The 25459-nt window shown below is 70.1% G+C and carries 23 protein-coding genes and 3 pseudogenes; 12 read left to right on the top strand and 14 right to left on the bottom strand.

The features are described 5' to 3' along the window. Positions 1–343: 343 nt before the first annotated feature. Positions 344–580 (bottom strand): annotated as a pseudogene (locus tag RFN52_RS00965) (helix-turn-helix transcriptional regulator); the annotation flags it as partial. Between the two features lie 11 nt (positions 581–591). Here RFN52_RS00965 and RFN52_RS00960 point away from each other — a divergent pair. Further along, positions 592–951, top strand: a complete 360-nt coding sequence (locus RFN52_RS00960) for a winged helix DNA-binding protein (protein ID WP_184854750.1) — start codon at positions 592–594, stop codon at positions 949–951. Between the two features lie 300 nt (positions 952–1251). On the opposite strand, the gene RFN52_RS00955 is transcribed toward RFN52_RS00960, so the two are convergent. Further along, positions 1252–2952: a S8 family peptidase gene (locus RFN52_RS00955; protein WP_374050208.1), complete on the bottom strand. Its 1701-nt coding sequence runs from the start codon at positions 2950–2952 to the stop codon at positions 1252–1254. 393 nt (positions 2953–3345) lie between these two features. On the opposite strand from RFN52_RS00955, the gene RFN52_RS00950 reads away from it, so the two are divergent. Next, the gene (locus RFN52_RS00950) at positions 3346–3840 is read left to right on the top strand and encodes a MarR family winged helix-turn-helix transcriptional regulator (RefSeq protein ID WP_107459102.1); all 495 of its coding nucleotides are present in this window, start codon (positions 3346–3348) and stop codon (positions 3838–3840) included. A gap of 255 nt (positions 3841–4095) precedes the next feature. Here RFN52_RS00950 and RFN52_RS00945 read toward each other — a convergent pair whose 3' ends face one another. Continuing rightward, a complete protein-coding gene (locus tag RFN52_RS00945) occupies positions 4096–5442 on the bottom strand; it encodes a jacalin-like lectin (protein WP_184854556.1) in 1347 nt (448 codons plus the stop codon). Positions 5443–5652: 210 nt separating this feature from the next. Here RFN52_RS00945 and RFN52_RS00940 point away from each other — a divergent pair. The 3 genes and pseudogenes from RFN52_RS00940 to RFN52_RS00930 form a co-directional block, all read left to right on the top strand. Beyond that, positions 5653–6012: pseudogene (locus tag RFN52_RS00940) on the top strand (sugar ABC transporter permease); the annotation flags it as partial. 3 nt (positions 6013–6015) lie between these two features. Continuing rightward, positions 6016–6246, top strand: a pseudogene (locus RFN52_RS00935) (MBL fold metallo-hydrolase); the annotation flags it as partial. Positions 6247–6250: 4 nt separating this feature from the next. Further along, a complete protein-coding gene (locus RFN52_RS00930; RefSeq protein WP_184854557.1) occupies positions 6251–6661 on the top strand; it encodes a nuclear transport factor 2 family protein in 411 nt (136 codons plus the stop codon). A gap of 39 nt (positions 6662–6700) precedes the next feature. On the opposite strand, the gene RFN52_RS00925 is transcribed toward RFN52_RS00930, so the two are convergent. From RFN52_RS00925 to RFN52_RS00905, 5 genes are all read right to left on the bottom strand, one after another. Continuing rightward, positions 6701–7192, bottom strand: a complete 492-nt coding sequence (locus RFN52_RS00925) for a DUF2975 domain-containing protein (RefSeq protein ID WP_184854558.1) — start codon at positions 7190–7192, stop codon at positions 6701–6703. Positions 7193–7529: 337 nt separating this feature from the next. Continuing rightward, positions 7530–7673, bottom strand: coding sequence for a hypothetical protein (locus RFN52_RS00920; protein WP_311240845.1), 144 nt, complete (start codon positions 7671–7673; stop codon positions 7530–7532). Then, positions 7670–8191, bottom strand: a complete 522-nt coding sequence (locus RFN52_RS00915; RefSeq protein ID WP_311240844.1) for an alcohol dehydrogenase catalytic domain-containing protein — start codon at positions 8189–8191, stop codon at positions 7670–7672. Before RFN52_RS00915 ends, RFN52_RS00920 begins: the two co-directional genes overlap by 4 nt. Before the next feature lie 43 nt (positions 8192–8234). Further along, a complete protein-coding gene (locus tag RFN52_RS00910) occupies positions 8235–9002 on the bottom strand; it encodes a methyltransferase domain-containing protein (RefSeq protein ID WP_184854559.1) in 768 nt (255 codons plus the stop codon). 96 nt (positions 9003–9098) lie between these two features. Then, positions 9099–9356, bottom strand: a complete 258-nt coding sequence (locus RFN52_RS00905; protein ID WP_311240843.1) for a MerR family transcriptional regulator — start codon at positions 9354–9356, stop codon at positions 9099–9101. Positions 9357–9590: 234 nt separating this feature from the next. On the opposite strand from RFN52_RS00905, the gene RFN52_RS00900 reads away from it, so the two are divergent. The 3 genes from RFN52_RS00900 (at position 9591) to RFN52_RS00890 (ending at position 12074) form a co-directional block, all read left to right on the top strand. Continuing rightward, on the top strand, positions 9591–10106 hold the full coding sequence (locus RFN52_RS00900; RefSeq protein WP_311240842.1) for a GtrA domain-containing protein: 516 nt from the start codon (positions 9591–9593) through the stop codon (positions 10104–10106). A gap of 211 nt (positions 10107–10317) precedes the next feature. Then, positions 10318–11286 (top strand): ATP-binding cassette domain-containing protein, encoded by a 969-nt coding sequence (locus RFN52_RS00895; protein ID WP_184854560.1) that lies wholly within the window; start codon positions 10318–10320, stop codon positions 11284–11286. Next, positions 11283–12074 carry an ABC transporter permease gene (locus tag RFN52_RS00890; protein ID WP_184854561.1) on the top strand — a complete coding sequence of 264 codons (792 nt, stop codon included), beginning with the start codon at positions 11283–11285 and terminating at the stop codon, positions 12072–12074. Before RFN52_RS00895 ends, RFN52_RS00890 begins: the two co-directional genes overlap by 4 nt. Here RFN52_RS00890 and RFN52_RS00885 read toward each other — a convergent pair. After that, positions 12055–15192, bottom strand: a complete 3138-nt coding sequence (locus tag RFN52_RS00885; protein ID WP_184854562.1) for an ATP-binding protein — start codon at positions 15190–15192, stop codon at positions 12055–12057. The genes RFN52_RS00890 and RFN52_RS00885 overlap by 20 nt on opposite strands. A gap of 492 nt (positions 15193–15684) precedes the next feature. Between RFN52_RS00885 and RFN52_RS00880 the strand changes: the two genes are divergently transcribed. Continuing rightward, positions 15685–17211, top strand: a complete 1527-nt coding sequence (locus tag RFN52_RS00880; protein WP_184854731.1) for an NHL domain-containing protein — start codon at positions 15685–15687, stop codon at positions 17209–17211. 54 nt (positions 17212–17265) lie between these two features. Here the strand turns inward: RFN52_RS00880 and RFN52_RS00875 are convergent, their stop codons facing one another. Together RFN52_RS00875 and RFN52_RS00870 are read right to left on the bottom strand one after the other, a co-directional pair. After that, complete coding sequence (locus tag RFN52_RS00875; RefSeq protein WP_184854563.1) at positions 17266–17754, bottom strand: hypothetical protein; 489 nt, start codon at positions 17752–17754, stop codon at positions 17266–17268. A 46-nt stretch (positions 17755–17800) separates the two neighbouring features. Beyond that, positions 17801–18898: a flagellar basal body L-ring protein FlgH gene (locus RFN52_RS00870; protein ID WP_184854564.1), complete on the bottom strand. Its 1098-nt coding sequence runs from the start codon at positions 18896–18898 to the stop codon at positions 17801–17803. Between the two features lie 383 nt (positions 18899–19281). On the opposite strand from RFN52_RS00870, the gene RFN52_RS00865 reads away from it, so the two are divergent. Further along, a complete protein-coding gene (locus tag RFN52_RS00865) occupies positions 19282–20001 on the top strand; it encodes a hypothetical protein (protein WP_184854565.1) in 720 nt (239 codons plus the stop codon). Positions 20002–20068: 67 nt separating this feature from the next. After that, positions 20069–21904: an FG-GAP-like repeat-containing protein gene (locus RFN52_RS00860; protein ID WP_184854566.1), complete on the top strand. Its 1836-nt coding sequence runs from the start codon at positions 20069–20071 to the stop codon at positions 21902–21904. An 83-nt stretch (positions 21905–21987) separates the two neighbouring features. Here RFN52_RS00860 and RFN52_RS00855 read toward each other — a convergent pair whose 3' ends face one another. From RFN52_RS00855 to RFN52_RS00845, 3 genes are all read right to left on the bottom strand, one after another. Further along, complete coding sequence (locus tag RFN52_RS00855) at positions 21988–22383, bottom strand: Imm7 family immunity protein (protein ID WP_184854567.1); 396 nt, start codon at positions 22381–22383, stop codon at positions 21988–21990. Positions 22384–22440: 57 nt separating this feature from the next. Beyond that, on the bottom strand, positions 22441–23004 hold the full coding sequence (locus RFN52_RS00850) for a hypothetical protein (RefSeq protein WP_184854568.1): 564 nt from the start codon (positions 23002–23004) through the stop codon (positions 22441–22443). 98 nt (positions 23005–23102) lie between these two features. Further along, entirely contained in the window at positions 23103–23834 is a 732-nt protein-coding gene (locus RFN52_RS00845) for an N-acyl homoserine lactonase family protein (RefSeq protein WP_184854732.1), read from the bottom strand. A 669-nt stretch (positions 23835–24503) separates the two neighbouring features. On the opposite strand from RFN52_RS00845, the gene RFN52_RS00840 reads away from it, so the two are divergent. Further along, positions 24504–25400 carry an RNA polymerase sigma-70 factor gene (locus RFN52_RS00840; protein WP_184854569.1) on the top strand — a complete coding sequence of 299 codons (897 nt, stop codon included), beginning with the start codon at positions 24504–24506 and terminating at the stop codon, positions 25398–25400. Positions 25401–25459 lie beyond the last annotated feature (59 nt).

Genomic DNA, 25459 nt, shown 5'->3' with positions numbered 1-25459 from the left:
CTTGCGACCGTTCGGACGCATTCACCCCGGGACCGGGGCAACCGCGGGGGATCACCGAAGGCGCGCCCCCGGCGCGGTCGAGGTCCGCCCCGTCGCAGGGAGGCAGGTCGATGGAGTGCCGGCTATGAGGCCGCCGGTCCAGCTGCGCGAGCGGAAGCGGCCACCGGGATGGGGGCTGCACAGTCTTCGGTGAAGCCGGGGCGGCGTGTTCCGTGCCGTTGTGACCCAGGGATGCGAAGGTCCTCGGCGAACCGGTCCCGGTCCCTCGGCCGGCAGGGGCTCCGGGAAGTAGCGCCTGATGTTCTCGTGCCGCACCGGCTGAGCGGCGGGTCTGCCGACTCGGCTACCGACCCTGATGGGCGAGCCGGAACGCGCCGGGGGTCACGCCGGCGTGGCGGGTGAAGAACCTGCCGAAGTTCGTGGGCTCGGGGAAGCCGAGGCGGCGCGCGATCGTGGCCACCGGTTCGTGGGTGTGGGCGAGCAGCCGCTGGGCCTCCAGTGCGACACGGCCGTCGATGACGTGTTTGACGGGTTGTCCGGTGGCGGCCGTGCAGGCGCGGGTGAGGGTCTTCTCCCCGTAAGTTCCTCCACATGACGGAACTGGCCACCCAGCTCGGCTTCTCCAGAAGCCGCGTGTCCCGCGCCGTCGCCCGCCAGGAGTTCCGCGGAGTCCTCGCCCGCTCGGCGTGCCCCAGAGACGCACGAGCGGCCCACGCGGCGGTCACCGATCAGGGCACCGTCCTGCTCGGCCGGCTCAGCGGCCTCTACGAGGTCACTGTGCGCGACAGCCTGACCAGGTTCCACGTACGAGCGGAGCAGCTGGAGGTGCTGGTGCAGCACCTCCAGCCGCTCGTCGACCACGTCGACCGGCCCCTGGCGCTCAGCGCATGCACTCGACGCCAACGTCCGGCGACGCTCGACGCATTGCCCCATTCCACGGGGCACCGCTGAGCCACACGTACGACCGCCGCACGCACACCGTACGGGCCGTGCCGACGACCGTGCTCGTCGTCCCCGTGGCCGTCGCCGCCCGGCGCAGGATGGACCGCCGCCCTCGGACCGAGCTGGGGTGGCCTGCTGGGCCCTTCCCACCGGCATCGGGTCCGGACTGTGCGTGGGACGGGGGTGGGCCGACATCGCCCGGCCGGCCCCCGCGTGGGGCTTCAGCGATCCGGTCGGGCGGGTTGTCGTCGGCCGGGCGGACACGCCGCCCGGCCGCGAGGCGCTTACCCGGCCGGCGCGACGCCGCTGTTAGAAGGTGAGGTTCCAGGCGTCGATCCGCCCGGTGTCCTGCGCGGCGATGTCGCGGACGCGCAGCTTCCACGTACCGGACGCGGTCTCCGACGAGGCGTCGACGGTGTACGTCTTGACCACGTCGTCCGCGCTGTCGCCGTCGGCGAAGTCCTCCAGGGAGTAGACCGACCCGTCAGGGGCGACGAGGGACAGCACCAGGTCGCCGCGGTACGTGTGCTTGACGTCCACGCCGACCTTCAGCGCGGCCGGGGCGTTGCCCGTCACACCGGTCACACTGATCGGAGACTCGACCGTGGCGTTGTCGGCGACGGTGACGTCGGTGGTGCTCTCGAAGTACCGGCCGGGCTGCCCGGTGCCACCGACGGCCTTCAGCGCGTCGACCTGACCCTCCCCGAAGAAGGCGTTCTTCGCCGTGGTGCCGGTGCAGCGGCTGTCGGACGGGCACGCCGTGTCCGTGGACTGGCTTCCCAGCCGCGCGCGGAGATCAGCGGGGGTGGCGGCCGGGTCGGCACTCTTCAGCAGCGCGGCGACACCGGCCACATGCGGTGACGCCATCGACGTGCCGTTCATGTTCCCGTACTTGCCGCCGGGGAGCGTGGAGTAGACGCCGTAGGCTCCGTCGCCGCCCGGGGCCGCGACATCGATGACGTCCCGGCCGAAGTTGGAGTAGGACGCCTTGATGTTCCCGTTGCCCATCGCCGCGACGGTCACGACGCCGGGCAGCTCCGTCGGGATGTCGATGCAGGCGTTGGTGATCGTGCGGTCGACGGGGGTGGAGTCGTTCGGGCTCTCCGAGTCGGAGCGCTTGTTCGCCAGGTCGTAGTTGGAGTTCCCCGCCGCGGCGACCTGGAGGGAGCCCTTGCCCTCGGCGTACTCCTGAGCCCGGCGCACACCCTCGATGATGGCCGCCTGGTCGGGGTCGTCGGGGCAGTTGAACATCCACGGGTCCGTGTAATAGCTGTTGTTGGTGACGTCGAAGCCGCGGTCACCGGCCCACATGAACCCGCAGATGGTGTTCTCGGCGAAGAACATGCTGGTGCTCGGCTCGGCGATGCGCACGGAGGCGATCTTCACGCCCGGCGCGACGCCGACCACTCCCTTGCCGTTCTTCGCGGCGGCGATGGTGCCCGCCACGTGCGTGCCGTGGGTGCCGACGTCACGCCAGGCGCCGGAACGGGTGTCGGCCTTGCCGTACGCGCAGGAGACGGAGTCCGCCGCGTCGAAGTTGGGCGCGATGTCCTGGTGCCGTTCGTCCACTCCGGTGTCGAGCACACCCACCGTGACGGCCGGCGAGCCGGTGCTGACGGCCCAGGCCTTGTCGGCGTTGATCCTGGTCATGTCCCACCGCGCGGTCTCGGTGAGCGTCGTGGAGGACTGTGCGGGAGCACCCGGCAGAGTGGGGGAGTAGGCGTCCGCGGGAACGTCCGAGGTGCGGGTCGCGCCCACCTTCTGCACGCCCGCGACGGAGCGCATCGCGGTGGCGAAGCCGGCGGAGGTGGAGTGCGCGACCACCACGCCGATCGCGTCGTAGTGCGCGAAGACAGAACCGCCGTTCGCCGTCACGGCGTTGCGTGCGGCCGAGGTGTCTCCGGGTGCGGTGATGACGAGGTAGGAGCGGGTCCCGGCCGCCCATCCGGCGGCGCTCTGGGCGAGCTTGCCGGCGGCCGTGGCCGGACCCGGCGGAAGGCCGGTGTCCACGTCGGCCGCGCCGGCGGGCGTGGCGAGCGCGAGGGCCGCTCCGGCGGCGGCGACGGACAGCAGCGACCGTCTGAGACGGTGCTGGGATATGCGGGGGGTTGTCACAGCATCCTCCGAGAGCCCGGGGCAAGGGATGGCGCCGACCGGGCCGTGGGCTGAATGGGTCGACGCAAGATCTCAGATGAGGGCATGACAAGGGAAGAGTCGGCGGCGGATCAATCACCCCGCACAGAGAAGTAGTTGACTCCGCTCCGGATTGATCACGGACACTCGGGGCACGACGTCCCGAACAGCACCGGGGACGTGGCCGGTGCCGCCGCGGGCAGAGACGTCCGGCGAGGGTGCGGCATGATCGGGAGGGTGTGTACGAAGGAGCAGAGGGGTGGCGGGGCTGTGAATGAGCAGGCGGAGATCTCGACGCCGGGGGATGCGGCGAACGACGCCCTGGTGCTGGCCTTCGGCCGGCTGCAGGGGGCCGCGAACCGGCTGGAGTACATCCTGGGCCGGGCGCTGGAGGCGGAGTGCGGCATCAGCCATCTGACGTTCGAGGTGCTGCTCATTCTCGGGCGGGCGGGGGAGCCCGGGCTGTCGATGGGGGCCATCGCCCAGGAGCAGGTCCTGACCACGGGAGGGGCTACCCGCCTGGTGGACCGCATGGTGGCGGCCGGCCTGGTCGAACGGGTCGAGGACCCCGGTGACCGGCGTGCGCGCTTGGTACGTCTGACAGCGCTGGGGGAGGAGACCACGGTCGCCGCGGCCCGGGCGCACGTGGAGAACATCAAGCGCTACTTCCTCGCGCCCCTCCCGGTCGAGGACCGGGACCGGTTCGCCGAGAACCTCCGCGTCCTCAGCCACGCAGCCCGGGACATGCTGCCCCGGCTCCCCTGACAGCTGCCGGGGCTGCGCCACCCACCGGCTCCACTCCACCGGCCAGGGCGGCCCCACCGGCCGTCCCACCGGCCAGGGCGGCCCCACCGGCCGTCCCACCGTCCAGGGCGGCCCCACCGGCCGTCCCACCGGCCGGGGCTGCACCACCCTCCGCCCCACCGGCCGGGACCTCCCACCGCCCGGCGGCGACAGCCGGTGGGAGGCCCTCGCCGCCGGCTGCGGGCCGGTGCTTGCGGCAGTCGGCAAGGGGGAGCGTCAGCGCTTCGTGTAGATGAAGCCCAGCTTGTCGACCTCGTCACCGGCCCGGCCGTGGAACCCGGCGATCTGCCACCCCGACGGCGCGGTGCGCGTGACGCAGTCGGACGTGGTCGTTCCGCCGGACAGGCTCCTGCCGAGGTTCGTGGTGAACCTGGCGGAGAAGATCCGCGTCCGGCCGTCCTTCACGCCCCGGCACAGCTGGGCGGAACCGATGTACTCCCCGCTGCCCAGATTCAGGGACGACGCCGTGCCGCCGGTCCCGCCGTGGCTGAGGACCTTGCCGTTGCCGAGCGTCAGGCCGACGCCGTCGACGCGGGTGCCGCTGCGCAGCGAGAGGCCCACCGGACGCGCGCCCGCCGGCACGGCGTCGATGTCGGTGTAGTAGTCGCCGTGGGGCCCGCCGAACTGGTCGCTGAGCTGGAAGTCCGCGGCACGCGACCAGGAGAAGTCCACCTTGATGGGGTCGTGGTCGGACAGCATGAGCCCGCCGTCGGTGAGGAACCTGGCGTGCTCGTTGTTGTAGGAGGTGGCGTCGAGCGACACGAGTTTGCTGCCCCGGTACAGGACCTTGTCCACGACCTCGCAGGTGTTGGGCACGGTAGGACCGGTCTGGTCGCAGACCAGGGCGTCGCTGCCCTTGGCGGGCGGTGTGCCGCCGCGGATGAGCTGGACCCAGGGGTCGGTCAGACCGTTCGCGGCGGCGAACTCCGCGATGGTGTCCCCCGAGCGCGTGTAGCGCGTGTTGGTGTCGCCCATGACGACGACCGCGTTGCCGGCCGAGTGGGTCTTGATGAAGGCCGACAGCTGGTTGAGGTTGTCCGCCCGCGAGGCCAGGTCGCCGGGGTTCGTGCCGGCGTTGGTGTGCAGGTTGTAGAAGTCCACGTACACGCCCTCGGCGAGGCGCTGACGGATGAACGTGAACCCCTTGGGCGTGAGGCAGTCACCGGAGTCGAACTGGCAGGACTTCCACCGCACCCGCTCGAAGTCGTCGGTGTCGTACGGGAGCTTCGACAGGGTGTTGAGACCGCTGCCGATACCCGCACCCCCGCTGGTGGGGGTGCGGTACGCGTGCGCGGTGTCGCCGGCGTAGAGAAAGGCGTGGTAGTTGAAGTCCTCCTGGACGTTGACCACGTCGTACGGCGCGATCCGCCGGCCGATTTCCGTGGTGGCGGGCTCGCGCGGAGTGGGTGCGGAGGAGATGCTCTCCGGCAGGCCCGCGACGTTGTAGGCGAGGACGCTGAAGGATCCGGACGCGGGGTCGGCGGCAATGGCGGGGGACGTGTTCGTGATGAACCCGCCGATCGCGGCTGACGCCACCACGATGGAGGCTAGAAGTCGGCGCATGGAACCGGAACTCCTGACAACGGGGGGTGGGAGGCCGGAACTTACCCCTGGTAACAGCTCGCCGCCCCTCGCTCGCGTAAGCGAGACCGAATCTTGACCGACGGGTCCGGACCAGGGCCGCGGGGGACCGTGATCCCCGGCCGGCCCGAAGGGATGCTGCGCGATGTCTTGTCGGGGCGCGTCCGGCTGCGTAGATATGTCTGCGCAGTCATGACGGCGCAGTCATACACCCCCCCCGCCCGGAGGCCGAAGCGGGCAGGCCCGCACCGCCGCCTCGCGGGCCCGGCGTTCATCGCCCCGTTCATGGTCCTGTTCCTCCTGCTCTTCCTCGCCCCCCTCGGCTACGCCGCCTACCTGAGCCTCTTCCAGGAACGCCTCATCGGCGGCACGGTCTTCGTGGGACTGGACAACTACGTCACCGCCCTGAAAGACCCCCAACTCCTCTCGGGCATCGGCCGGGTCGCCCTGTTCTTCGCCCTCCAGGTCCCCCTGATGCTGCTGCTGGCCCTGCTGTTCGCGCTCGCCCTCGACAGCGGGCTGCTGCGCCTCGCCCGGGTGATCCGGCTCGGCACAGCCCTGGAGCCGGAGCTGGTCGCCCCCGGCCACCGACTGCCCGGCGCTCCCGTCGACGCCTCCGCCATCGCGGCGACCCGCGACTACCTCGTCGCGTTCGAGGCGGAGCTGGGCAAGGCGGCCGACGGCGCCGCGCTCACCGCCGCCCTCGTCGAGCGCTACCCGGACAACGGCATGCTGATCGCCGCTCAGCTCGGTGCGAAGGTCGCCAAGGGCGAGATGAAGTGGGGCGGATATGAGCGAGTTCGCCACGTCCACCGCCCCGGCCGACGTCGTACGCCGCCGGTACCTGGCCTCGGCGGCCGGCGACCGGGCGGCGCTGCGGGCCACGCTCGCCCCTGACGTGGAGTGGACGGAGATGGCAGGCTTTCCCCTCGCCGGCACCTACCGCACGCCCGAGGGCGTCCCCGTCGGCGTCATGGAGAAGCTCGGCGAGGACGGGGACGTCTGGACCGCCCACGACGACACCTACGTCGCCGACGGTGAGAGCGTCGTCGTCCTCGCCCGCTACACCGCGACTCACAGGGTCACCGGCAGACCGGTCGACGTCCGGGTGGCCCACCACTTCGTGGTGCGCGGCGGCCTGATCGTCCGCTGCGAGCAGTTCACGGACACCGCGCTCGTCCGCGACGCGATGAGCCCGTGAGGCCCTTCTCGTGAAGCCGGCCGTCGTCCGCGTGCGTCGTCAGATCACGTCGTTCAATTCGGCCTGCATCTGCGATGCTTCGGCGTCGCGGGCGACGGTCTGGGCGAGCAGCATCCGCAACACGAGCACGATGAGCGCGACGCCCAGGATGGCCAGGCCGACACCGCCCATGATGACGGTGACGCCCGGATCGTCCCGCTGGCCCGGCGCGTTGAGGATCGTGACCGCGAACCACACGAGGGCGGCCGCCACGATCGCGCCGATCACGGCGTCCACGTAGCGGAAGGCGTCGGGGGAGAACACGGTCCGGCGTCGCACCATCGTCACCAGCCGCCATACGCAGACCAGCACGACCTGGGCCGACACCAGGCCCAGGATCGTGATCACGCGCAGCGGCGTCAGCGGGAGCGACCCGTCCTCCGGGTCGTTCCCGCTGACCAGCGTCCACACCATCAATGCCTGTACGAGCACGGTGCCGACGAGCAGCACCACCAGCACAGTGCGCAGCGCGCACAGTGTCAGCTTTCCCATGCCCCATCCTCCCATCGAGTTGCGATGGGAATCTATCGAATTTCGATAAGTGAGGCAAAGGGGCGAGGCAGGGAGTCGGGCGCCCGGGGGAGTGGCGCGGATCACGGCGGATGCCGGGGAAGTGCGGAACAACGACAGCTGGTTGCCCGTTGAACAAACCGTGGGTGCGGATGGGACAGTGTCCCCGGGCCTCACCATTCGCCCACAGGGACGATCGTTCGGCTGAAGCCCTGTGGAGCCTTTCGCCGAGAGGCGACCGCCATCCGCGCCCACCACAAGACCGCCCCGGCCGTGATTCCCCCGTCCGGCCGGGGCTTCCTCACTTCTCGGGCCCTCCTCACTTCTCCAGGACGAAGACCGGCTTGTGGCCGGCCCGACCGGAGGTCAGCACGTCGGGAATCTCGTCCCAGCCGTGGATGCCGCTGGTGACCAGCTCCGGGTGGAGGGTGCCCGCGGCCACCGCTTCCAGGGTCGGCGTCATGTTCGGCCGCGCGTGCAGCCGAAGACCGCGATCTTCGGGTCGGTGATCCCGGCGACGGTCGGCATCACCGTCTCCCAGCCGAGGGCGAGGTTGTCGCCGATCGAGGCCAGGTGCACGGGGTCGACCCCGGCGGGCAGCTTGGCGAGGTTGAAGTCCGCGTAGGGGACGCGGATGAGTTCGTCGAACGTCCCGCCCCATGCCCCGTTCACCGGCAGGCCGTACTGGGCGTCGCCGTGGCGGAGACAGCGGGCGGTGTGTCCGAGCTCGCACTGTGCGCAGGTGCCGCACGCGATGTGCCAGGCGACGCCGACGACGTCGCCGACCGCGACGTCCGTGCAGTCGGGGCCGGCCTCGACGACCGTGCCCACGCACTCGTGGCCGATCGGGAACGGTCCGAACCCGGAGAACGGCGTCTTGTCGTCGATGACGTGGTGGTCGAGATCGCAGGTCGTCGCCGCGAGCGGGCGGTGATGGCCGGCTTCTCGAACTGGCCCCGGGGGGACCAGTGCACAATCCACGGGAGCTCTTGGACCGTGCTTTCCGTACCGTGAGGAGTATGGCTCACGCCCGGCGCACCGCGTATCCCAGGTACGTCACGACCGGCCTGCTCCCCGGTTCGAGCACCATCTCGACGAGCTCCGGCAACTGATCATCCGTCAGCGTCCCACGCCGGCGCCCGCGCGTCGCCCGCACCAGACTGCGTACATCACGCGGCTTGAACGCCGAGACGTCCTTCGCGGAGAGCCCCGCCCGGTCGAGGGACTCGGCAAGCTCCACCGGGCGGCGCAGCCGGTGAGCGGCGTAGCGGCCCCGGGGCATGATCCGTGTGGTCGGGAGGGCCTGGAAGGCGCCGAGGTAGATGAGGCGGGACACGGGGGTGCGGTTCACCGTGTCGTAGGCGAGGGCTCCGCCGGGGCGCAGCACGCGTGCCGCCTCGGCCAGGACCGCGTCCGGCCGTTCGGTGATCTCCAGGATGTCGGCGCAGTACACGAGGTCGAAGGAGCCGTCCGGCAGGTCGAGTTCCTCTGCCGGTGTCGTCAGATACGTGACGCCCAGCCCGTCGTCCGCGCCCCGGGCCAGGGCCGTCGCGGCGGGGGACGGGTCGGCGGCGACGGTCTCGAACCCCAGACGGGCGAGGCCGCGGGCCAGAAGGCCGCGCCCGCTGCCGACGACGAGCGCCCGGTGGCCGACCGCCGTGAGACTCAGCTCCCCGAGCACACGTCGCAGGTACTCCATCCGTACGGACTGGAAGGTCAGGGCCCGGATGTGGCGGCCGTCGACGGCCGCGGGTGCTGCCGAGTCGAGTGCGATGTGAGGAGCAGTGGGCATGGGCAGGGCTCCCTCGTCGATCAGGATCGGATTTCGTGAGCCGACAGTCGACATGGCTGCCGGAGGAATGTGGACGTGTCCGCTCCGGAACGTGCGTCACTGTCCGCTGTGGCCGGCCCCGGCGTTGATCGCTTCGTCTGCGTGGATGATCGAGCCGAGCAGGGCGCGGGCGGCTTGGAACTGTTCGATGGAGCTGGTCGGGCGCTCACGTTCACGTCTGAGGTCCTGAGCCATTTCCGCACAGGTGGGTGCCAGTACGGCTCCTTCTTCAGCCATGCAGGGCAGCACTTCCCGGATCAGGTCGGTGTTCAGCCCGGCCGCGAGCAGGATCCGCACCCGGCGCACGACCGCCACGTCGGAGTCGTCGAACTCAGAAGTTTGACTCTGACGTCAATGTCAAGGTCCAGCTTACCGTCCACGGCAACGAACCAGAGTATCCAGCAGAGTTCAACCATCGACCCGAAGACTTTGGCCGGCGCGCTGCTCGTCGGTCAGATCCGTCGCGGCGCCCCGTTCATCAACCACGGCCGACCCCCCTGAAAGAGCCCTGCAACGGCGATGAACGGCGGGTCGCCCACGCTCTGCCGCATGACGACCAAGGCTCAGCGACGGACAACGGCTCGGAAAAGCACCACCATCAACGGCCTCCACCTGATCCGCCGTCACGTGGCGGTCTTCATCCGCTTCGCCGGGCTGGGCTGCGGAGTCACCCTGGCGGCCTCGGCGACCCTGGTCCTGCTCTCGCAGTGGATTCCATGGATGGCGGCGAACGTGCTGACCACCGTCGTCTCCACCGTGGCCGCCACCGAGCTGCACGCCCGCGTCTCGTTCGGCCACGGACGGCCCGGCCTGGACGGTCACCTCAAGAGCGCGGCCACCATGGCGGCCGGCTGGCTGGTCACGTCCGCCGCGGTCGGAGCGCTCGCTGCGCTGCGCCCCGGAGCCGGACTCGTCCTGCAGCAGACGGTCTATCTGTCGGCCACCGCGCTCGTCGGGCTCGGCCGCTATCTCGTGCTGCGTCTGTCCGTGTTCGCGCAGCGTGCCCCGCAGCCGGGGGCGGACGACGGCGTCCGGTCGACGGCCGTGTACGACGCGGCGGCGTGAGGTCGGGCCGGCAAGCACCACGGCGCTCGGTGGGAGGAGGACGAGGAGAGGCGGCAGCGCTACGGCGATGCTCCTGGCGATGTCCGCGCGGGGCCTTGGCCGGCCGGCTCGCGATGGTCATGACCGGTCCTCCACTCCACCGCCCATCCGTGAGGCCGAGTGAAACCGCGCTGAAAGGTCGTTGAACGCGCCGCCCCGCAGACTCCGCGGCATGACGACAACGACCGACGCATCCGCCATCGCGGCCACGGGGCTGCGGAAGTCCTTCGGGGACAAGCTGGTCCTCGACGGCATCGACCTCCACGTGCCCACGGGCACGATCTTCTCCCTCCTCGGCCCGAACGGCGCCGGCAAGACCACCGCCGTCAAGATCCTCTCCACCCTGATCACCGCCGATGCCGGCGAGCTGCGGGTCGGCGGCCACGACCTCACCACCGACCCACAGGCCGTGCGCGCCGCGATCGGCGTCACCGGTCAGTTCTCCGCCGTCGACGGCCTGATCACCGGCGAGGAGAACATGCTCCTCATGGCGGACCTGCACCACCTGCCCCGACGCGAGGGGCGCCGCGTCGCCGCCGGGCTGCTGGAGCGCTTCGACCTCACCGACGCCGCGAAGAAGCCCGCCTCCACCTACTCCGGCGGCATGAAGCGCCGCCTCGACCTCGCCATGACCCTGGTCGGCAGCCCGCGCATCATCTTCCTCGACGAGCCCACGACCGGCCTCGATCCGCGCAGCCGCCACAACATGTGGCAGATCATCCGCGAACTCGTCGCGGGCGGCGTCACCGTCTTCCTCACCACCCAGTACCTGGAAGAGGCCGACGAACTCGCCGACCGCATCGCCGTGCTCCACGACGGCAGGATCGCCGCCGAGGGAAGCGCCGGGGAACTCAAGCGGCTCGTCCCGGGCGGACACGTCCGGCTCCGCTTCACCGCCCCGGCCGCGTACCGGTCGGCCGCCTCCGCTCTGCGCGAGGTCACCCGGGACGACGAGGCGCTGGCGCTGCGGATCCCCAGCGGCGGCAGCCAGCGCGAACTGCGTTCCATCCTCGACTGGCTGGACTCCGCCGGGATCGAGGCGGACGAACTGACCGTCCACACGCCCGACCTCGACGACGTGTTCTTCGCCCTCACCGGCCCGGCCGGCGTCCCCAACCAGCCCAAGGAGACCACCCGATGAGCGCCCTCGGCCTCGCCCTCCGCGACTCCTCCACCATGCTGCGCCGCAACCTCCTGCACGCCCGGCGCTACCCGTCCGGCACCCTGAACCTGCTGCTCACACCGATCATGATGCTGCTGCTCTTCGTCTACATCTTCGGCGACGTGATGAGCGCGGGCATCGGCGGCGGCGGTGCGGACCGCTCCGAGTACATCGCCTACATCGTCCCGGGCATCCTCCTGATGACCATCGGCAGCACCGTGATCGGGGCCGCGGTGTACGTCTCCATGGACATGACCGAGGGCCTCATCGCCCGCTTCCGCACGATGGCGGTCTACCGCGGTTCGGTACTGGTCGGGCACGTCATCGGCAGCGTTGTGCAGTCGGTCGCCAGCGTGGTCCTCGTCGGTGCCGTGGGCGTGGCCATCGGCTTCAGGTCCACGGACGCCACGGCACTGGAGTGGCTGGCGGTCTTCGGCCTGGTCACCCTGTTCGCCTTGGCGCTCACCTGGATCGCGGTCGGGATGGGCATGGCCAGCCCCAACCCCGAGGCGGCCAGCAACATGGCCATGCCGCTGATCCTCCTGCCGCTCATCTCCAGCGCGTTCATCCCCGCCGAGACCATGCCGGGCTGGTTCCGGCCGATCGCCGAGTACCAGCCGTTCACCCCGGCCATCGAGACCCTGCGCGGACTGCTCCTCGGCACCGGGATCGGCCACAACGGCTGGCTCGCCGTCGCCTGGTGCCTCGGCCTGACCGCGCTCGGCTACCGCTGGTCGACGGCTCAGTTCAACCGCGACCCGAAATGAGCGCGCGGGCCGCGTCCCGCAACTCGTCCCGCCCCAGGGCGGCGTACTCCGGCACCGCGTCGGCGTACGCCGCCCTGTCGGTCTCCTCAGCCACCCGCCGGGCACGGTCGGCGGACATCGTGGGGAACGTCTGCGGCACGTGCAGCCGCTGCGCCAGCGCCAGCAGCCGCACCGCCGAGGCATCGCCCGCGGCGAGCCGGACCAGGCCGAGGGCCAGAACGTCGATGCCGGACAGGGGAGTCTCCCGGGACGGGCGGAAGCCGTCGGCGAGCAGCGTACGCAGCCGGCTCTCCAGCGCGGTCACCAGGCCGCTGACCAGCTCAAGCCGCCCGGCGTACGCGTGCGCGACCACCGCGTAGGCTTCGATCGCCCGCGCCCAGGCATCCATGCCGGGGTCGGCGTGCGGCGAGTCGCTCGCGCGCACCCGCTCCACGGCCATCCGCCACCGCTTCAGGCCCAGCTCGGTCAGCCCGCGGGCCAGCGCGATCTCGGCCCATGCGGCCATATCGTTCGTCAGGACCGAGGTCTGCTCCGGCGGCCGGCTCAGCTCCACCCGCCGCTGCCACTCCTCGGCCTCTGCCACCTCACCGCGCTGCAGGCAGGCCAGTACGAGCCCTCGGCGCAGGCCCGTCGTGGGCGACTGGTCACTCAGGTGGTTCAAGGCGTCCAGCGCCGCCAGCAGATGCCGGTACGCCTCCTCGCCGAGACCGGCGTCCCCGCACAGCTCGCTGCACCGGGAGTGACCGAGCAGCTTCAGCGACGGGTTGGGCACGGCGTCGACCGCGGCGAGCAGCCGGCGCGCGGAGGACAGCGCACGCTCGTGCTGTTGCTCGTGCTCCCAGAGGTAGCTGGCCACGGCCTCGGCGACGCCCGCCAGCAAGGGCGCGTCGCTGGCGCACAGTTCCTGCAGCGTCTCGTAGCCGGGCGGGCGCATGTCCGGAAGCGCGCACAGCGCGACGGCGAGTGCCCGCAGCAGCGTGTCCGGCTCGGCGGGCGGCAGTCGGCGCAGGGTGACGAGATGGCGTGCCCGGAGCGGGCCGTATCCTACGAACGGGGCGGTGACACAGGCGGCGCAGAGGGAGCGGGTGACCTCGGTGTGCCGGGCGTCGGGGCGGTAGTGCGACAGCGGCACCGCGGTGTCGGCGGCCAGCGCGAAGACCCGGTGGAAGCTCGTCGAGTCGGTGAGCCAGACACCGGCCAGCACCGCTCCGGCCGCGGCGGTGGTGGCGTGATCCTCGCGGGTGAGGGCAAGCCGCAGGGCGAGTACGAGGTTGTCCTGCTCGGCACGCAGCCGCGGCCAGTGCCGCAGCGGCTCGGGCCCGAACAGCACGTCGTGGTTGGCGAGTCCGAAGTCTCGCGCCCAGTTCAGGAACCGGTCGGCGACCGCCTCCTCCTCACCGGCCGCGGCCCGCCGGACGGCGCTGAACTCCCGCACCGTTTCCAGCATGCGGAAGCGGATCCCGGCCGCGGTGTCGCCGGCCTTCAGCAGCGACTGGTCCACGAGCTGCTCCAGCAGGTACAGCGCGTCGCCGCCCTCGCCCAGCAGATGTTCCGCAGCCTCTCCGGCGAAACCGCCGGGGAAGATCGACAGCGCCCGCAGTGCCGCCCGGGCGTCGTCCTCCAGCAGGTTCCAGCTCCACTCCACGACGGCGTGCAGGGTGCGGTGCCGCTCGGGTGCGTCCCGGGTCCCGCCGCGCAGCAGCGCGAACCTGTCGCCGAGGCGGCGGGCGATCTCGGGCACGGACAGCACCCGCACCCGCGCGGCCGCCAACTCCACGGCGAGCGGCAGACCGTCCAGATGCCGGCACAGTCCCACCACTGCGTCGGGCGGAAGCTCTACATCGGGGCGGGCGGCCCGGGCCCGCTGTTCGAAGAGCTCGACCGAGGTCGTCAGGCTCAGTTGGGGCAGCTGGTACACCGCTTCCGAGCTCAGACCCAACGGTGCCCTGCTGGTGACCAGCACGCGCAGGTCCCTGGAGCGCGCCACCAGCTCCCGCACCAGGCCGGCCGCACCCAGGAGGACCTGCTCGCAGTTGTCCAGTACCAGCAGCACGGGGCCGGCGCCGAGGGCGGAGATGATTCCCGCGGTCACCTCCGTCCCGCTGCCGTACGCCCCGACGCCACCGCCAGGCCCCTTCCCGCTGCCGAGCGCCGACGCCACCTCACCGGCCACGTCCTCGTCCGTACCGACTCCGGCCAGCGAGACGAAATGCACCACCCGCTGCTCCGCCTCGCGGCTGACGGCGTGCGCGAGCCGGGTCTTGCCGAGCCCGCCGGGGCCGACGATCGAGACCAACCGCGAGGCGTGCAACAGCCCGGCCACCGACGCGAGATCCTCATCCCGTCCCAGCAGCGGATTCGGATCGTGCGGCACTCCGTACCGGACCGCGGGCGCCTCGACCTGCAGCAGTTCCTGGTGCACGGCCTTGAGCCCGGCGCCCGGGTCGCTGCCGAGGCCGTCGCGCAGCTCGCGCCGGTACGCGTCGTAGCGGGCGAGCGCTGCCGACGGCCCGGCCGTGGCCGCCTCGGCACGCAGCAGCTCGGCCAGTACCTCCTCGTCGCGCGGCGCCCCGGCGAAGACCTCGGTCAGCGGCGCCATGGCCTCGGCCCGTCGCCCCAGCCGGGCGAGCGCGAGCGCGCGGCAGCGCACGAGGGAGCCGTGGACCGGCGCCCGCTCGGCCCGCAGCTCCGCCACCGGGTCGCCCGGCGCGGCGGCGGCGTCCGGGGCCGCGTCCCAGAACGAGAGGCCGTCCTCCGCACTCGCCAGGGCGGCGGCGTGGTCCCCGGCCCGGGCGTACCGGGCGCAGGCCTCGGCGCATCGCACCACCGCCGAACTGTCGACCTGCTCCTCGTCGAGCGCCAGCCGGTAACCGGTCGGGGTGCTGACGACGACGTCGGCACCGAGCTGCGAACGCGTGCGCGAAACCAGGATCCGCAGCGCGTTGGCCGGATTGGCCGGCAGCTGGCCCTCCTGCCACAGCCCGTCCACCAGCCGCGCGGTAGAGCAACCGGAGCGCAACTCGCCCGCGAGCAGCGCAAGCAGCCCTCGCAGCCGGGGCGCGGTGATCTCCCGACCGCGGTAGGCCACACGCGACAGGAGGGTCAACTCGGTCTTCACTCGGTCAGATTATCGACAGCGGACGCTGGGAAGGCCGCGCAGTCCGGGTATGGCCTGACGGTGCCCAGCGGCAACGGCGTCCGCATCGGCTGCAAGGGCAGCTGCGGGGGACGGGATCACCTGTGTGAGTGAGGGTGGTTCCTTTCCTTTGCGACATTCTGCGGGCACGTGCACGCGGCCGGCCGGGCCCCCTGGCGTGGCGTGCGCGGGCAGCGAAAGCGACTGATGCAGCAGTGCATGGGGCGTGGGCGACTGGGACGTGTGCCGCAGGCGAGAACGGCCTTTCAAACGCCCTGTCGTGGGGATGGCCGACCGTGCCGTGGTGAACGTGGGCCAAAGCTGGCAGGGCACCCGATTCGTTCCTACCTTCCAGACCATGCGGCCGGCGGGACGCCTGCGGGGTAGAGGGCGCGAGCGGGGCCGAGCCGCTGACTCTGGAATCAGCCGGCAACCACCTGTGGTGGGCGGTCGGTGAACGCTGAAGGGATGACGATGAGCAGTGCCGACGCGGAAGCCACAGGTGGCGAGCACTCCGATCCTCCGATCAGCACGGTCGCCGGGACCGGGGGTGCGGGATTCAGCGGAGACAACGGCCACGCCGTCTCCGCTCAGTTGAACCGGCCGTACGGGATCGCGGTGGACGGCACCGGAACCGTGTACTTCTCCGACTACAACAACCACCGGGTCCGGAAGATCACGACGGACGGGAAGATCAGCACGGTGGCGGGGACCGGGGCGGCGGGATTCAGCGGGGACAACGGCCCCGCTGCCTCGGCCCAGTTGAACTGCCCGCGGGAGATCGCGGTGGACGGTGCGGGCGCCGTCTACATCACCGACGCCGGCAACCACCGGGTCCGGAAGATCACCGCCGACGGGAAGATCAGCACGTTCGCCGGCACGGGCACGGCCGGGTTCAGCGGTGACGGCGGCCTGGCCACCGCCGCGCGGTTGAACTATCTGCTGGGGGTGGCGGTGGACGGCTCCGGTGCCGTCTACATCGCCGACCACCACAATTGCCGGGTCCGCAAGGTCACAGCCGACGGGAAGATCAGCACCTTCGCGGGGACCGGCTCCGCGGGATTCGGAGGAGACGGCGGTCCAGCGCTTTCAGCCCAGCTCAGGCGCCCGTACGCCCTGGCTGTGGACGACGCGGACGACCTCTGCATCGCCGATGCCGAGAACCACCGCGTCCGGAAGGTCACGGCGGACGGGACGATCAGTACGCTCGCCGGCACGGGCACCGCGGGCTTCGGCGGGGACGACGGCCCGGCCGCCTCGGCCAAGCTGAACCTCCCGCTGGGGGTGGTGGTGGACAGCTCCGGCATCCTCTACATCTCCGACTACCACAACCACCGGGTCCGGAAGGTCTCGGCGGACGGGACGATCAGTACGCTCGCCGGCACGGGCACCGCGGGCTTCGGCGGTGACGACGGCCCGGCCGCCTCGGCCAAGCTGAACTACCCGTTCGGGCTCGCTGTGGACTGCGTCGACACGCTCTACATCGCGGACCACATCAACAACCGGGTCCGCAAGGTCACGTCGGCGAAAATGGCCGGACTGCCCGCTTCCGGCACGGTGGTCTCCTGGGCCAACGTGCGCAGCAGGCTGCGGATGGCGGTCCTGCGTGAGTCCACCAAGGACGGGGCCGAGATCCACCAGTTGCTCGCCGCGTCCAGGGACCATCAACGATGGCGGATGGTCGCGGCGGGGCAGGACGACGGCGATGTCCTCTACAGGTTCGAGAACGTGCGCAGCGGCAAGGTCCTGGAGGTCGTCGGGGCCCAGGAGGCGGCCGGGGCGGTGGTCGCGCAGCGCGCTTACGAAGGCACTGAGGCACGCCACCAGCAGTGGAGGCTGATCCCGGTGGGCTCGGTGCATGACACCCCGCGGGTGTTCGAGATCGCGAACCGCAACAGCGGTCTGCTCCTGCGCGTCGACACCAACGCCTGCACGCCGATCAAGCAGGACGGGGCGGAGGGGCTGCCCCAGAGCCGGCAGTGGCAGTTGCTCCGGGTGTGACGAGCGAGGGGGCAGGGGCGGCCTTGCCCCTGCCCCGTCCCCGCGATCCGGGTGCTACTGGGAGTCGGACGGCTTCTCAGCGGTCGCCTTGGGTGCCTTGGGCGTCTCCGGGGTCTTGGGGGCCTTGGCGTAGTCGCTCTTCTGCGGCCGGTTATCCAGCTCCTCGTCCTTCTGGAGGCCGCTGTGCTCCGTCACCGTCGTACTCGACTTCTTCATGCCGTCGGAGGCCGCCGTGGACACCGACCCGGGGTCCTGGGCGTACTCGGCTTGCGCACGGGCCGACGCCTGTGTGGTCCGGATGAAAGAACCGAGGAAGCCCAGGACGGCCCGCGCTTCGGGCGACTGCTCCTGCACGGTCTTCGCGCGGGAGGACGCCCCGTGGATCGCGTTGTTGAACAGGCTCGTGCTCGTGTCGTCGTACGTGTCCTCGTCGGCGTCCTCGAAGTCGACGTCCGCACCCGGCTGTGGCTTGCTGCCGTCGGTGGTCACCGAGAAGAGCCCCGCGCCCTTGCCCGCGGAGTTGAAGATGTTGTCGAACACCATGGTCGTCACCCCTGGTCGTCGTCGTGGCGGTGCCGGCCGCACCCGGTCAAGGCCCTTTGTGCAGGGCTCGGTCGCTGTCCGTGAGGCTCTCGCAGTCGAACATCGTGTGGTGGACGTCCAAGGCGGAGACGACTTCGGCCAGTCCGTGCATGAGGAAGCCGCCGCCGGCCAGGTCGAGGTCGCCGATGGGGCGGGCGACCACGTCGTCGAGGCCCGGGTAGTCGTCGGACTGCGGGGGAGAGAGGACGGCCACCGGCACGGGGTACTTCACCGCGATCAGGCCCGAGAAGGTCACCGGGATCTCGTAGCAGTACTGCTTACGGCAACGCCGCTGCGTGACGATGGTCTCCACGCGGCCGCCCGGCGGAACCTGGCCGGAAATCTGGGACTTCGAGGCCCAGCTGGTGGTGAGGGAGCCGCCCACGGAGCCCGTGATACCCAGCAGCAGCGAGGCGTTGAGCGTGGCGGTGCCGGTGGCGCTGCCCTGCGTGGTGAAACCCACCGAGTTCGTCACCGAGTTCGACGCGGAGTTCGTCGCCGCGTTTCTCACCGAATTCTCGGTGGAGTTGGCGTTGTCCACCCCCATGTTGTCCTTGCTGTTCTTGTTGGTCACCGTGTTCGCGTTCTTGTTGGCCACCTCGTTCTGACACTGCGTCTGCATCTGCGACTGGAGGTCCAGACGGAGCTGGTTCTGCAACTGCAGTTGGAGCTGCGCGCTGATGCTGCCGCCGAAGGTGAGCTTGGCCTCGCCCTGGAGCGACCACGTGATGCCGTTCGACACGGTGAAATCGACCGAGTCGGTGAAGTTCATCGAGGACGTCTGGCTGCGGTTCACGTAGGCGCGCGAGGAGAACGTGTCGGGCGGGGGCCGGCCGATGTTGCACCGCTCCTCGATCAGTGGCTCCCCGAGGTTCATGTAGGCGAGCCAGCCCCGTTGGAACGCCGAGCCGGGGAAAGCACCGAAGCTCGACTTGTTCACTGAGAACCCGAGGGGTTTGTGCCGCACGCCGTAGTCGTCTACGTAGACCAGGTTGGGGTGGTTGAGGATGGACTGCCAGGTCTGCTCGATGTTCAGTTCCCGTAGGTTCTTCTTCGTCAGCGGCTGGCGTTTGCCGAATCCCAGGTTGTACGCGTTGGAAGACATTTCCCGTCCTCGACTGGAGATGGCCGAATTTCGCTCGGTGAAATGTACACAGGAATCTGCACGCGTTCCGACCATCGAAGCTAGCACGGGACATATTTCTCGGGAAGGTGTCATCGCGTATCACCCTCAATCGGGTGACGATGCCTTGCCGATGACTCAACTCGCCCTATTCGAGGGTAACTTGAGGAAGCGCTCATCGTTTCACCGATGGGTATTCGGTAGTCCTGCCCGAATCGCTGTGACCTCGGTGACTGCCGTGAAGTGAAGGTATTCACTTCGGTTGCGGTAATTCCGCGTCATCGGCCATGTTGCCGATCTGTCGATCACAGCGCTGAGCGTCCGGCGCGTTGCTCTGCACATTCCAGAAAGGCGAGGTTTCTGCGATGTACACCCAAGAACGCACGGCGGTGTCGAATCTGGTGGTCGGCGGCCCGGTGGCGGTGAACAGCTACGACAACGCGATCGTGGCGGCGCTGGTCGAGAACCGGCCCGTCATGCTCGTCCACGCCTTCAACGGCGGCTACCTGCGCCCGGCCGAGCTGAAGGCGGACAGCCACGACAAGGGGGTCAAGCTGGCCACCGCGCTCGACCCGGCCACCAAGGAGGCGCAGGGCCATCTCTGGCACGTCACCCCCGCCGGCTTCTTCGGGCAGCGCCCGCTGTACTTCATCGAGAGCGCCGCGGGACAGGTGACGCCCCAGCCCGCCCCTGCGGGCCAGGCCGACGCCGGGCGCGGTGACGACGGCGTGCCCAAGCCGCAGCGCAGGCGCATCTCCGTCCACCAGGAGGCCCCCAAGACCACGGCCGACACCGTCCAGGTCGGCCTGCCCGACAAGGTAGGCGACAAGTGGCGCGGGAAGAACGGCGCGCCCGAGGACACACAACTCTGGATCGTCACGGTGACGCCGTGGGGCGGGATCACCTTCGTGCCGATCACCCACCCCGACGCCATCCTCGGCTTCAAGGACCACGCGGTGACGGCCGACAGCGAGGTGCGTCTCACCTACAACTGGGGCGGGGACTTCACCGGCACGGTCATCAACACGTTCTACCCGCGGCTGCCCAACGAGTGGAACGTCCCCTACCACCACGTCTTCACGTGATCCGCGGCCACCACCATGCACACCCCGTCCCGATCCGACGCTCCAACCGCCTGGAAGAGGCAGCCCGATGTCCCTGCCCACGCAAGAACTGAAGCTGGAGATCGTCAATGCCGCCACGGGGAAGACCCTCGGCGTCAAGGCAGCGCCGGGCGCGGACGGGACGCTCGTCGTCCGCGACTTCCCCGACGACGGCCCGAGCCCCGAGCAGTGGATGCTGACTCCCGTGCAGCCCACACAAGGCCAGCAGTCCTACGTGATCCGCAACGCGGTCAGCGGCAAGGTGCTCGACGACCCCGCCACAGCGGACCGCGGCGTCCGCCAGTGGGACGCCGCCGCAGGCAAGAAGGGCCAGCAGTGGAACGTCGTCCCCACCGACGGCGAAGCGGGCCTCTACTTCATCGAGTGCCTGACCGACGGCGCCGTCCTCGACCTCGCCGACCCCGGCCCGGACGACACCGTCCAGGTCGTCCTGCGCGAGTACGACGACAGTTCGGAGAGCCAGCGGTGGCGGTTCGTCCCGGACCGGCCCGAGCGCATCAGCGACCCCGTACTGCGCTGGGCGTCACTGAGCCACTGGAACGGCCGCCGGTCCTGGCGGCTGGCCCGCTCGGCAGCGCTGCGGCCGGCTCCCGACGCGACGCCCTCCTTCAGCGACATGCTCCTGGTCCTCGAACGATTCGGCAGCGGCCAGGACGCCGGCGGGTGGAAGGACGACGGGCCCACCCGCGCTGCCCACGGGCATCCCACCTCCTGGGCCGCCGTCGGTGCACGGTTCCTCGCCGACACCACAGGGTCCGGACGAGTGGACATCGTGGGGCTCAAACCTGGGAAGGGGGCTGTGACGTCCGCCGGCCGGGGCGACGGCACGTTCGACGACGACGAGCGGGTCCTGCACCCGCCCGCCCCCTCCCCGAGCCCCGCTGACCTGTGGACCCTCGCGGACACCACGGGCGACGGCAAGCCCGATGTCGTCGTGCTCGCCGCTGACGGCGTCCGCGTCATCCAGCAAGCCGAGGACGGGACGTTCGCGCCCCCGGGCGGTCAGCCGGTCCTCAAGGCGTTCGGACACGGCCGGCAGGCCGGCGGCTGGCAGGCCGACAAGCACCCTCGCTGCCTCGTCGACACCACCGGTGACGGACGTGTCGACATCGTCGGCTTCCACGACGACGGCGTCTGGGTGTCCCCCCAGGACGAGGAGGGAAAGTTCGCACCGCTCACCGCCGAACCGGTCCTCCAGGCGTTCGGCCACGAGGAGAAGGCGGGGAGCTGGCTCGCCGACAAGCACCCCCGGTGCCTTGTCGACACCACCGGTGACGGACGTGTCGACATCGTCGGCTTCCACGGCGACGGCGTCTGGGTGTCCCTCCAGGACGAGGACGGCACGTTCGCCGAACCCTTGTACGTCCTGGACGACTTCGGAGTCGACCAGGGGTGGAAATCGATCGAGGAGCACCCCCGGCTAGTGATCACGACCAGCGGTGGGGGAGCGGTGGACATCGTCGGGTTCGGCCCGCACGGCGTCGTCGTCGCACGCGGGCGCGGCGACGGCACGTTCGAACCCCCGCAACTCGTCCTGAACGACTTCGGGCTCTCTCAGGGATGGACGGGCAAGAAGCACCTTCGCTTCCTCACCGACGTCACCGGCGACGGCAACCCGGACATCGTCGGCTTCGGCGACGAGGGCGTGTGGGTGTCACACAACCAAGGCGACGGCCGTTTCGAGCAAGCCCAGTTGGTGTGCCGCGGTTTCGGACACAACGAGGACGCCGGGGCCTGGCGGGTCGACCGCCACCCCCGCTTCCTCGTCGACATCACCGGTGACGGACGCGTCGACATCGTCGGCTTCGGCGGCCCCGGCGTGTACGTGGCCCGCAACCTCCATCGCCGCTTCAGGACCCGGTAACCCCTGGGATCCGCGTGCTCGACGGCACCCTCCCGCCGGCCGTTGTCCGGCCCTGGCTCCAGGCGCGGCCCGCTGACAGCACCTCAGTCGGTGAAGGGGTCTTCCAGCGTGGGAATACACGGGGACAGCAGCGCCTCCGTGTGCTGCGTGAGCCCGCCCCGGACAAGCCTGAGCACGCGGACCTCGTTCTCATGGCCTGGGTCTTCGTCGTCGCGGACGTGGAGGAGCCCGTAGGAACCGGGGGCGATCCCCGCCACATACTCGAAGAGCCCGACGACGTCGGGCGACAAGCTGTGATTGGAGAAGCCACCGAGGTGGATGAACGGCTCACCGTTCATCCACCTGAGGTCCAGCAGGTAAGGGCTGGCCATCTGAGTGATGCGAAGCCGAAGCTCATCGACGATCTGCCGCAGCCGGTCCGCATCATCGTCATCAACTGCGGTCTCCCTGACCGTGATCCAGCCGTGGTACTCATACATCCCACGATCTTAGTGAGAGGACCTGCGGCATCGGGCCCATGGCAGCAAGCCCCGCGGTCACTGTTCAGAAGCCTGTCGGCTCTCGTTGCCCAGGGAATGTGCGAAGTCGGCAAGAGTGCGGAAGTCGTCGTCCCGCAGGCCGATCCGGGGGTTGACGTGGTGCAGAAGGCCATGCGTGCGGTGGTGGGTGTTCACGTACGCCTGGTCGAGGTCGCTCTGTTCGTCGTCCACCCACGCGAAGTGCCGGCCGTCGGCGTATTCCACGAGGGGAGCAGTCTTCCAGTGGACTCCGTCGGGGCGGTCTTGTAACAGCACGTCACCGAAGTCGACGAAGGGGAGTTCGGGAAGGCCGAGCACCGGGGCAATCCACCGATTGGCCTCCGCCATCCATGTGGTGGCCCAGCACAGCTCGTAGTCCAGCCGGAGCAGGTCCCGTCCATGTTCCGGGTTCAGCCAGACCCGCAGAGTCCGCCTCCGGAACGAAAGGGATCGGTGTTCCTCCGAGGCGCTGCCTTCCAGCGGCACTCTGAGGGTGGTGTAGCCGTCGGGGCGCCTTTCCGGCTTGGCCGCGTAAGGGTTGAGAGGCCCGTCCACATCGAGGAACAGTATGGGTCGGCTCACGCTCTCCCTCCCCCTTCGGAGCGACGGCTACGGTACACAACTCCAGATGCTCTCCTCAGGCGTGCCGTCGAACCACACCGGGCTTTTCGACCCGAAGATCAGCCACCGGAAACGCCTTGGATCGTGGTGCGCGGCGACGGTTCCCAGACCGAGCAGTCGTGGGCGAAGAAGACGCGTCGTGGGTCGAAGTCGGCGAGTCGCTCCAGCCAGGGCTGGTATGGGGGAAGGGGTTGTTCTACACCGTGAAGCGCCGCTTGGCGGGCCATCTGGTCGGAGGCGAAGTGCGAGGCGAAGTCGTGCGCCTGGCCGGCGAGGACCACGCTGCCGTCGGTCTGCCGGAGGACCAGCGATTGATGCCCTGGGGTGTGCCCTGGCGTCGGGATGATCCAGACTCCCGGCCACACCTCGGTTTCACCGGTCAGCTCCTCATAGGCCGCGGCGGGGAAATCGATCAGTTCGTCGACGGTGTAGCCGCCGTTGCGGGCCGTGGTCAGCTCGATGTCCTGGACCAGGACGGGCCTGCCACCCAGGAGAGGGTTCCCACCGCAGTGGTCGAAGTGGAGGTGGCAGTTCGCGACGAGTGAGATGTCGTCGAGCGCGACTCCGGCCGCCTTCAGGGCATCCCGCAGGTCTCGGCGTCGAGGCCGGTAATGGGCTTCCGTTCCGGGATCCGCGCTTCCGATGCCGGTGTCGAAGAGGATCAGCCCCTGCTCGTGTAGCACCAGATACGCAAGCACGGGTTCGACTCGCGGCTGCGGGCCGCCGGTCTCCGACGCGGGCCGGATGAGATACCCCAGATCCAGCCGCCGCACCGCCATGTTCTTCAGCATCCGGCCATCCTGACGGGATTCCGGTGTGCCGTCCGGCCGGTCTGCCGACAGCAGAACGACCACGGGCGTCCGGCGGCTTCCCAACCCCTGTGCAAACCGGCTGGAGTCCTACCGCAGGTCCGTGCTCGGCCGGCGCCGCCAGTCCCATTCCGGGTGATGGCCGAGCAGCGCGAGGAACTCTCGCCCTTCAAGCCACGGGCGTGCCCCCACAGGGGCGAGCAGGATGACGGACGGCCATGACACGAGCCACCACCTCCTCCGCAGCGACGGTATCCGAGCAGCCCCTCAGGTCACTTGACTTGCCGACCGATCCTCCGGCCCGAAGACGACCGAGGTGAACTCGCGGTCCGCGCACAGCCGTTGGGTGGCGGCGCCTGATGCCGAGCCCACGCCTGTGAGTGATCTGTCTCACAGGTTGTCACGGAGATCCATCACGCGGTGTCTTGAGGCCGAACCCTCTTGACGAAGGAAGCGGTATGACGGAGAAGCACGAGGCGGTCCTGATCGGCGGCGAACACGCGGGTGTCAGTTCGCGCCGGCGATCAAGGTGCTCTCAACGGACCGCCCCTGCCGATGCCCTGCGCTGCGGCTGAAGGCCGAGCACGGCGGGGCGCGGGCCGTCGCGGATCGGGCAGCCCGACCAGTCATTCGAGAAAGAGAGACCGGCACATGACCGACCGGACCACCGACCTGGCGACCGAAGCGTTTGTCGCCCACCGGAACCTCCTGTTCACCGTCGCCTACGAGATGCTCGGATCGGCGGCCGACGCCGAAGACGTCCTCCAGGAGACCTGGCTGCGATGGGTCAGGGTCGACCAGTCACAGGTGAGCGACCAGCGGGCGTACCTGGTGCGGATCACGACCCGGCAGGCGCTCAACCGGCTGCGCACCGTGAAGCGCCGCAGGGAGGCCTACGTCGGCCCGTGGCTGCCCGAGCCGCTGCTCACCACGCCGGACGTAGCCGAGGACGCCGAACTCGCCGAGAGCATGTCGATGGCGATGATGCTCGTCCTCGAAAGCCTTTCGCCGACCGAGCGGGCGGTGTTCGTGCTGCGCGAGGTCTTCGTGGTCGACTACGACGAGATCGCCGAGGCCGTGGGCAAGAGCCCCGACGCCGTCCGCCAGATCGCGCACCGCGCCCGTCGGCACGTCGATGCCCGCCGCCCTCGCACCACGGCCTCCCCGCGCCAGACCAGGGCCGCCCTGGAGTCTTTCCAGCGCGCCCTCGAGACCGGGAACCCGCAGGAGTTCCTCGACGTACTCGCCCCGGACGTCGTTCTGCTCAGCGACGGCGGCGGCGTCAAACGCGCCGCTCTCATGCCCGTCATCGGCGCCGAGAAGGTCGTCCGCTTCTACCTCGGCACCTCCGCCAAAGCCGCGGCCACGATCACGTGCGAGCCAACCGTGGTCAACGCCAGCCCCGCCCTCGCCGTACGCCGTGACGGCGAGCTCGACGGCGTCATGGCCGCCCGTGTCGAGGGCGACCGCATCACCGGCCTCTACGTCGTCCGCAACCCCGAGAAGCTGACCCGCGTCACCTCCGAGACCCCGCTCACCCTGCGCTGACGCCGAGGGCTCGGACAGCACCTGTCCACTGCCGCACACCACATGGGGGGGACCACACC

The sequence above is a fragment of the Streptomyces collinus genome (genome assembly GCF_031348265.1).
GTDB lineage: Bacteria > Actinomycetota > Actinomycetes > Streptomycetales > Streptomycetaceae > Streptomyces > Streptomyces collinus.
The sequence above is the reverse complement of the archived record's forward strand: the minus strand, read 5'-3'. Positions and strand labels throughout refer to the sequence as shown.

Coding starts and splice junctions, on each gene's coding strand:
- RFN52_RS00880 (WP_184854731.1), top strand. CDS start 15,685: ATGAGCAGTGCCGACGCGGAAGCCACAGGTGGCGAGCACTCCGATCCT.
- RFN52_RS00865 (WP_184854565.1), top strand. CDS start 19,282: ATGTACACCCAAGAACGCACGGCGGTGTCGAATCTGGTGGTCGGCGGC.
- RFN52_RS00895 (WP_184854560.1), top strand. CDS start 10,318: ATGACGACAACGACCGACGCATCCGCCATCGCGGCCACGGGGCTGCGG.
- RFN52_RS00855 (WP_184854567.1), bottom strand. CDS start 22,383: ATGTATGAGTACCACGGCTGGATCACGGTCAGGGAGACCGCAGTTGAT.
- RFN52_RS00900 (WP_311240842.1), top strand. CDS start 9,591: ATGACGACCAAGGCTCAGCGACGGACAACGGCTCGGAAAAGCACCACC.
- RFN52_RS00870 (WP_184854564.1), bottom strand. CDS start 18,898: ATGTCTTCCAACGCGTACAACCTGGGATTCGGCAAACGCCAGCCGCTG.
- RFN52_RS00930 (WP_184854557.1), top strand. CDS start 6,251: ATGAGCGAGTTCGCCACGTCCACCGCCCCGGCCGACGTCGTACGCCGC.
- RFN52_RS00875 (WP_184854563.1), bottom strand. CDS start 17,754: ATGGTGTTCGACAACATCTTCAACTCCGCGGGCAAGGGCGCGGGGCTC.
- RFN52_RS00925 (WP_184854558.1), bottom strand. CDS start 7,192: ATGGGAAAGCTGACACTGTGCGCGCTGCGCACTGTGCTGGTGGTGCTG.
- RFN52_RS00840 (WP_184854569.1), top strand. CDS start 24,504: ATGACCGACCGGACCACCGACCTGGCGACCGAAGCGTTTGTCGCCCAC.
- RFN52_RS00945 (WP_184854556.1), bottom strand. CDS start 5,442: ATGCGCCGACTTCTAGCCTCCATCGTGGTGGCGTCAGCCGCGATCGGC.
- RFN52_RS00920 (WP_311240845.1), bottom strand. CDS start 7,673: ATGACGCCGACCCTGGAAGCGGTGGCCGCGGGCACCCTCCACCCGGAG.
- RFN52_RS00845 (WP_184854732.1), bottom strand. CDS start 23,834: ATGCTGAAGAACATGGCGGTGCGGCGGCTGGATCTGGGGTATCTCATC.
- RFN52_RS00960 (WP_184854750.1), top strand. CDS start 592: ATGACGGAACTGGCCACCCAGCTCGGCTTCTCCAGAAGCCGCGTGTCC.
- RFN52_RS00890 (WP_184854561.1), top strand. CDS start 11,283: ATGAGCGCCCTCGGCCTCGCCCTCCGCGACTCCTCCACCATGCTGCGC.
- RFN52_RS00860 (WP_184854566.1), top strand. CDS start 20,069: ATGTCCCTGCCCACGCAAGAACTGAAGCTGGAGATCGTCAATGCCGCC.
- RFN52_RS00910 (WP_184854559.1), bottom strand. CDS start 9,002: ATGCCCACTGCTCCTCACATCGCACTCGACTCGGCAGCACCCGCGGCC.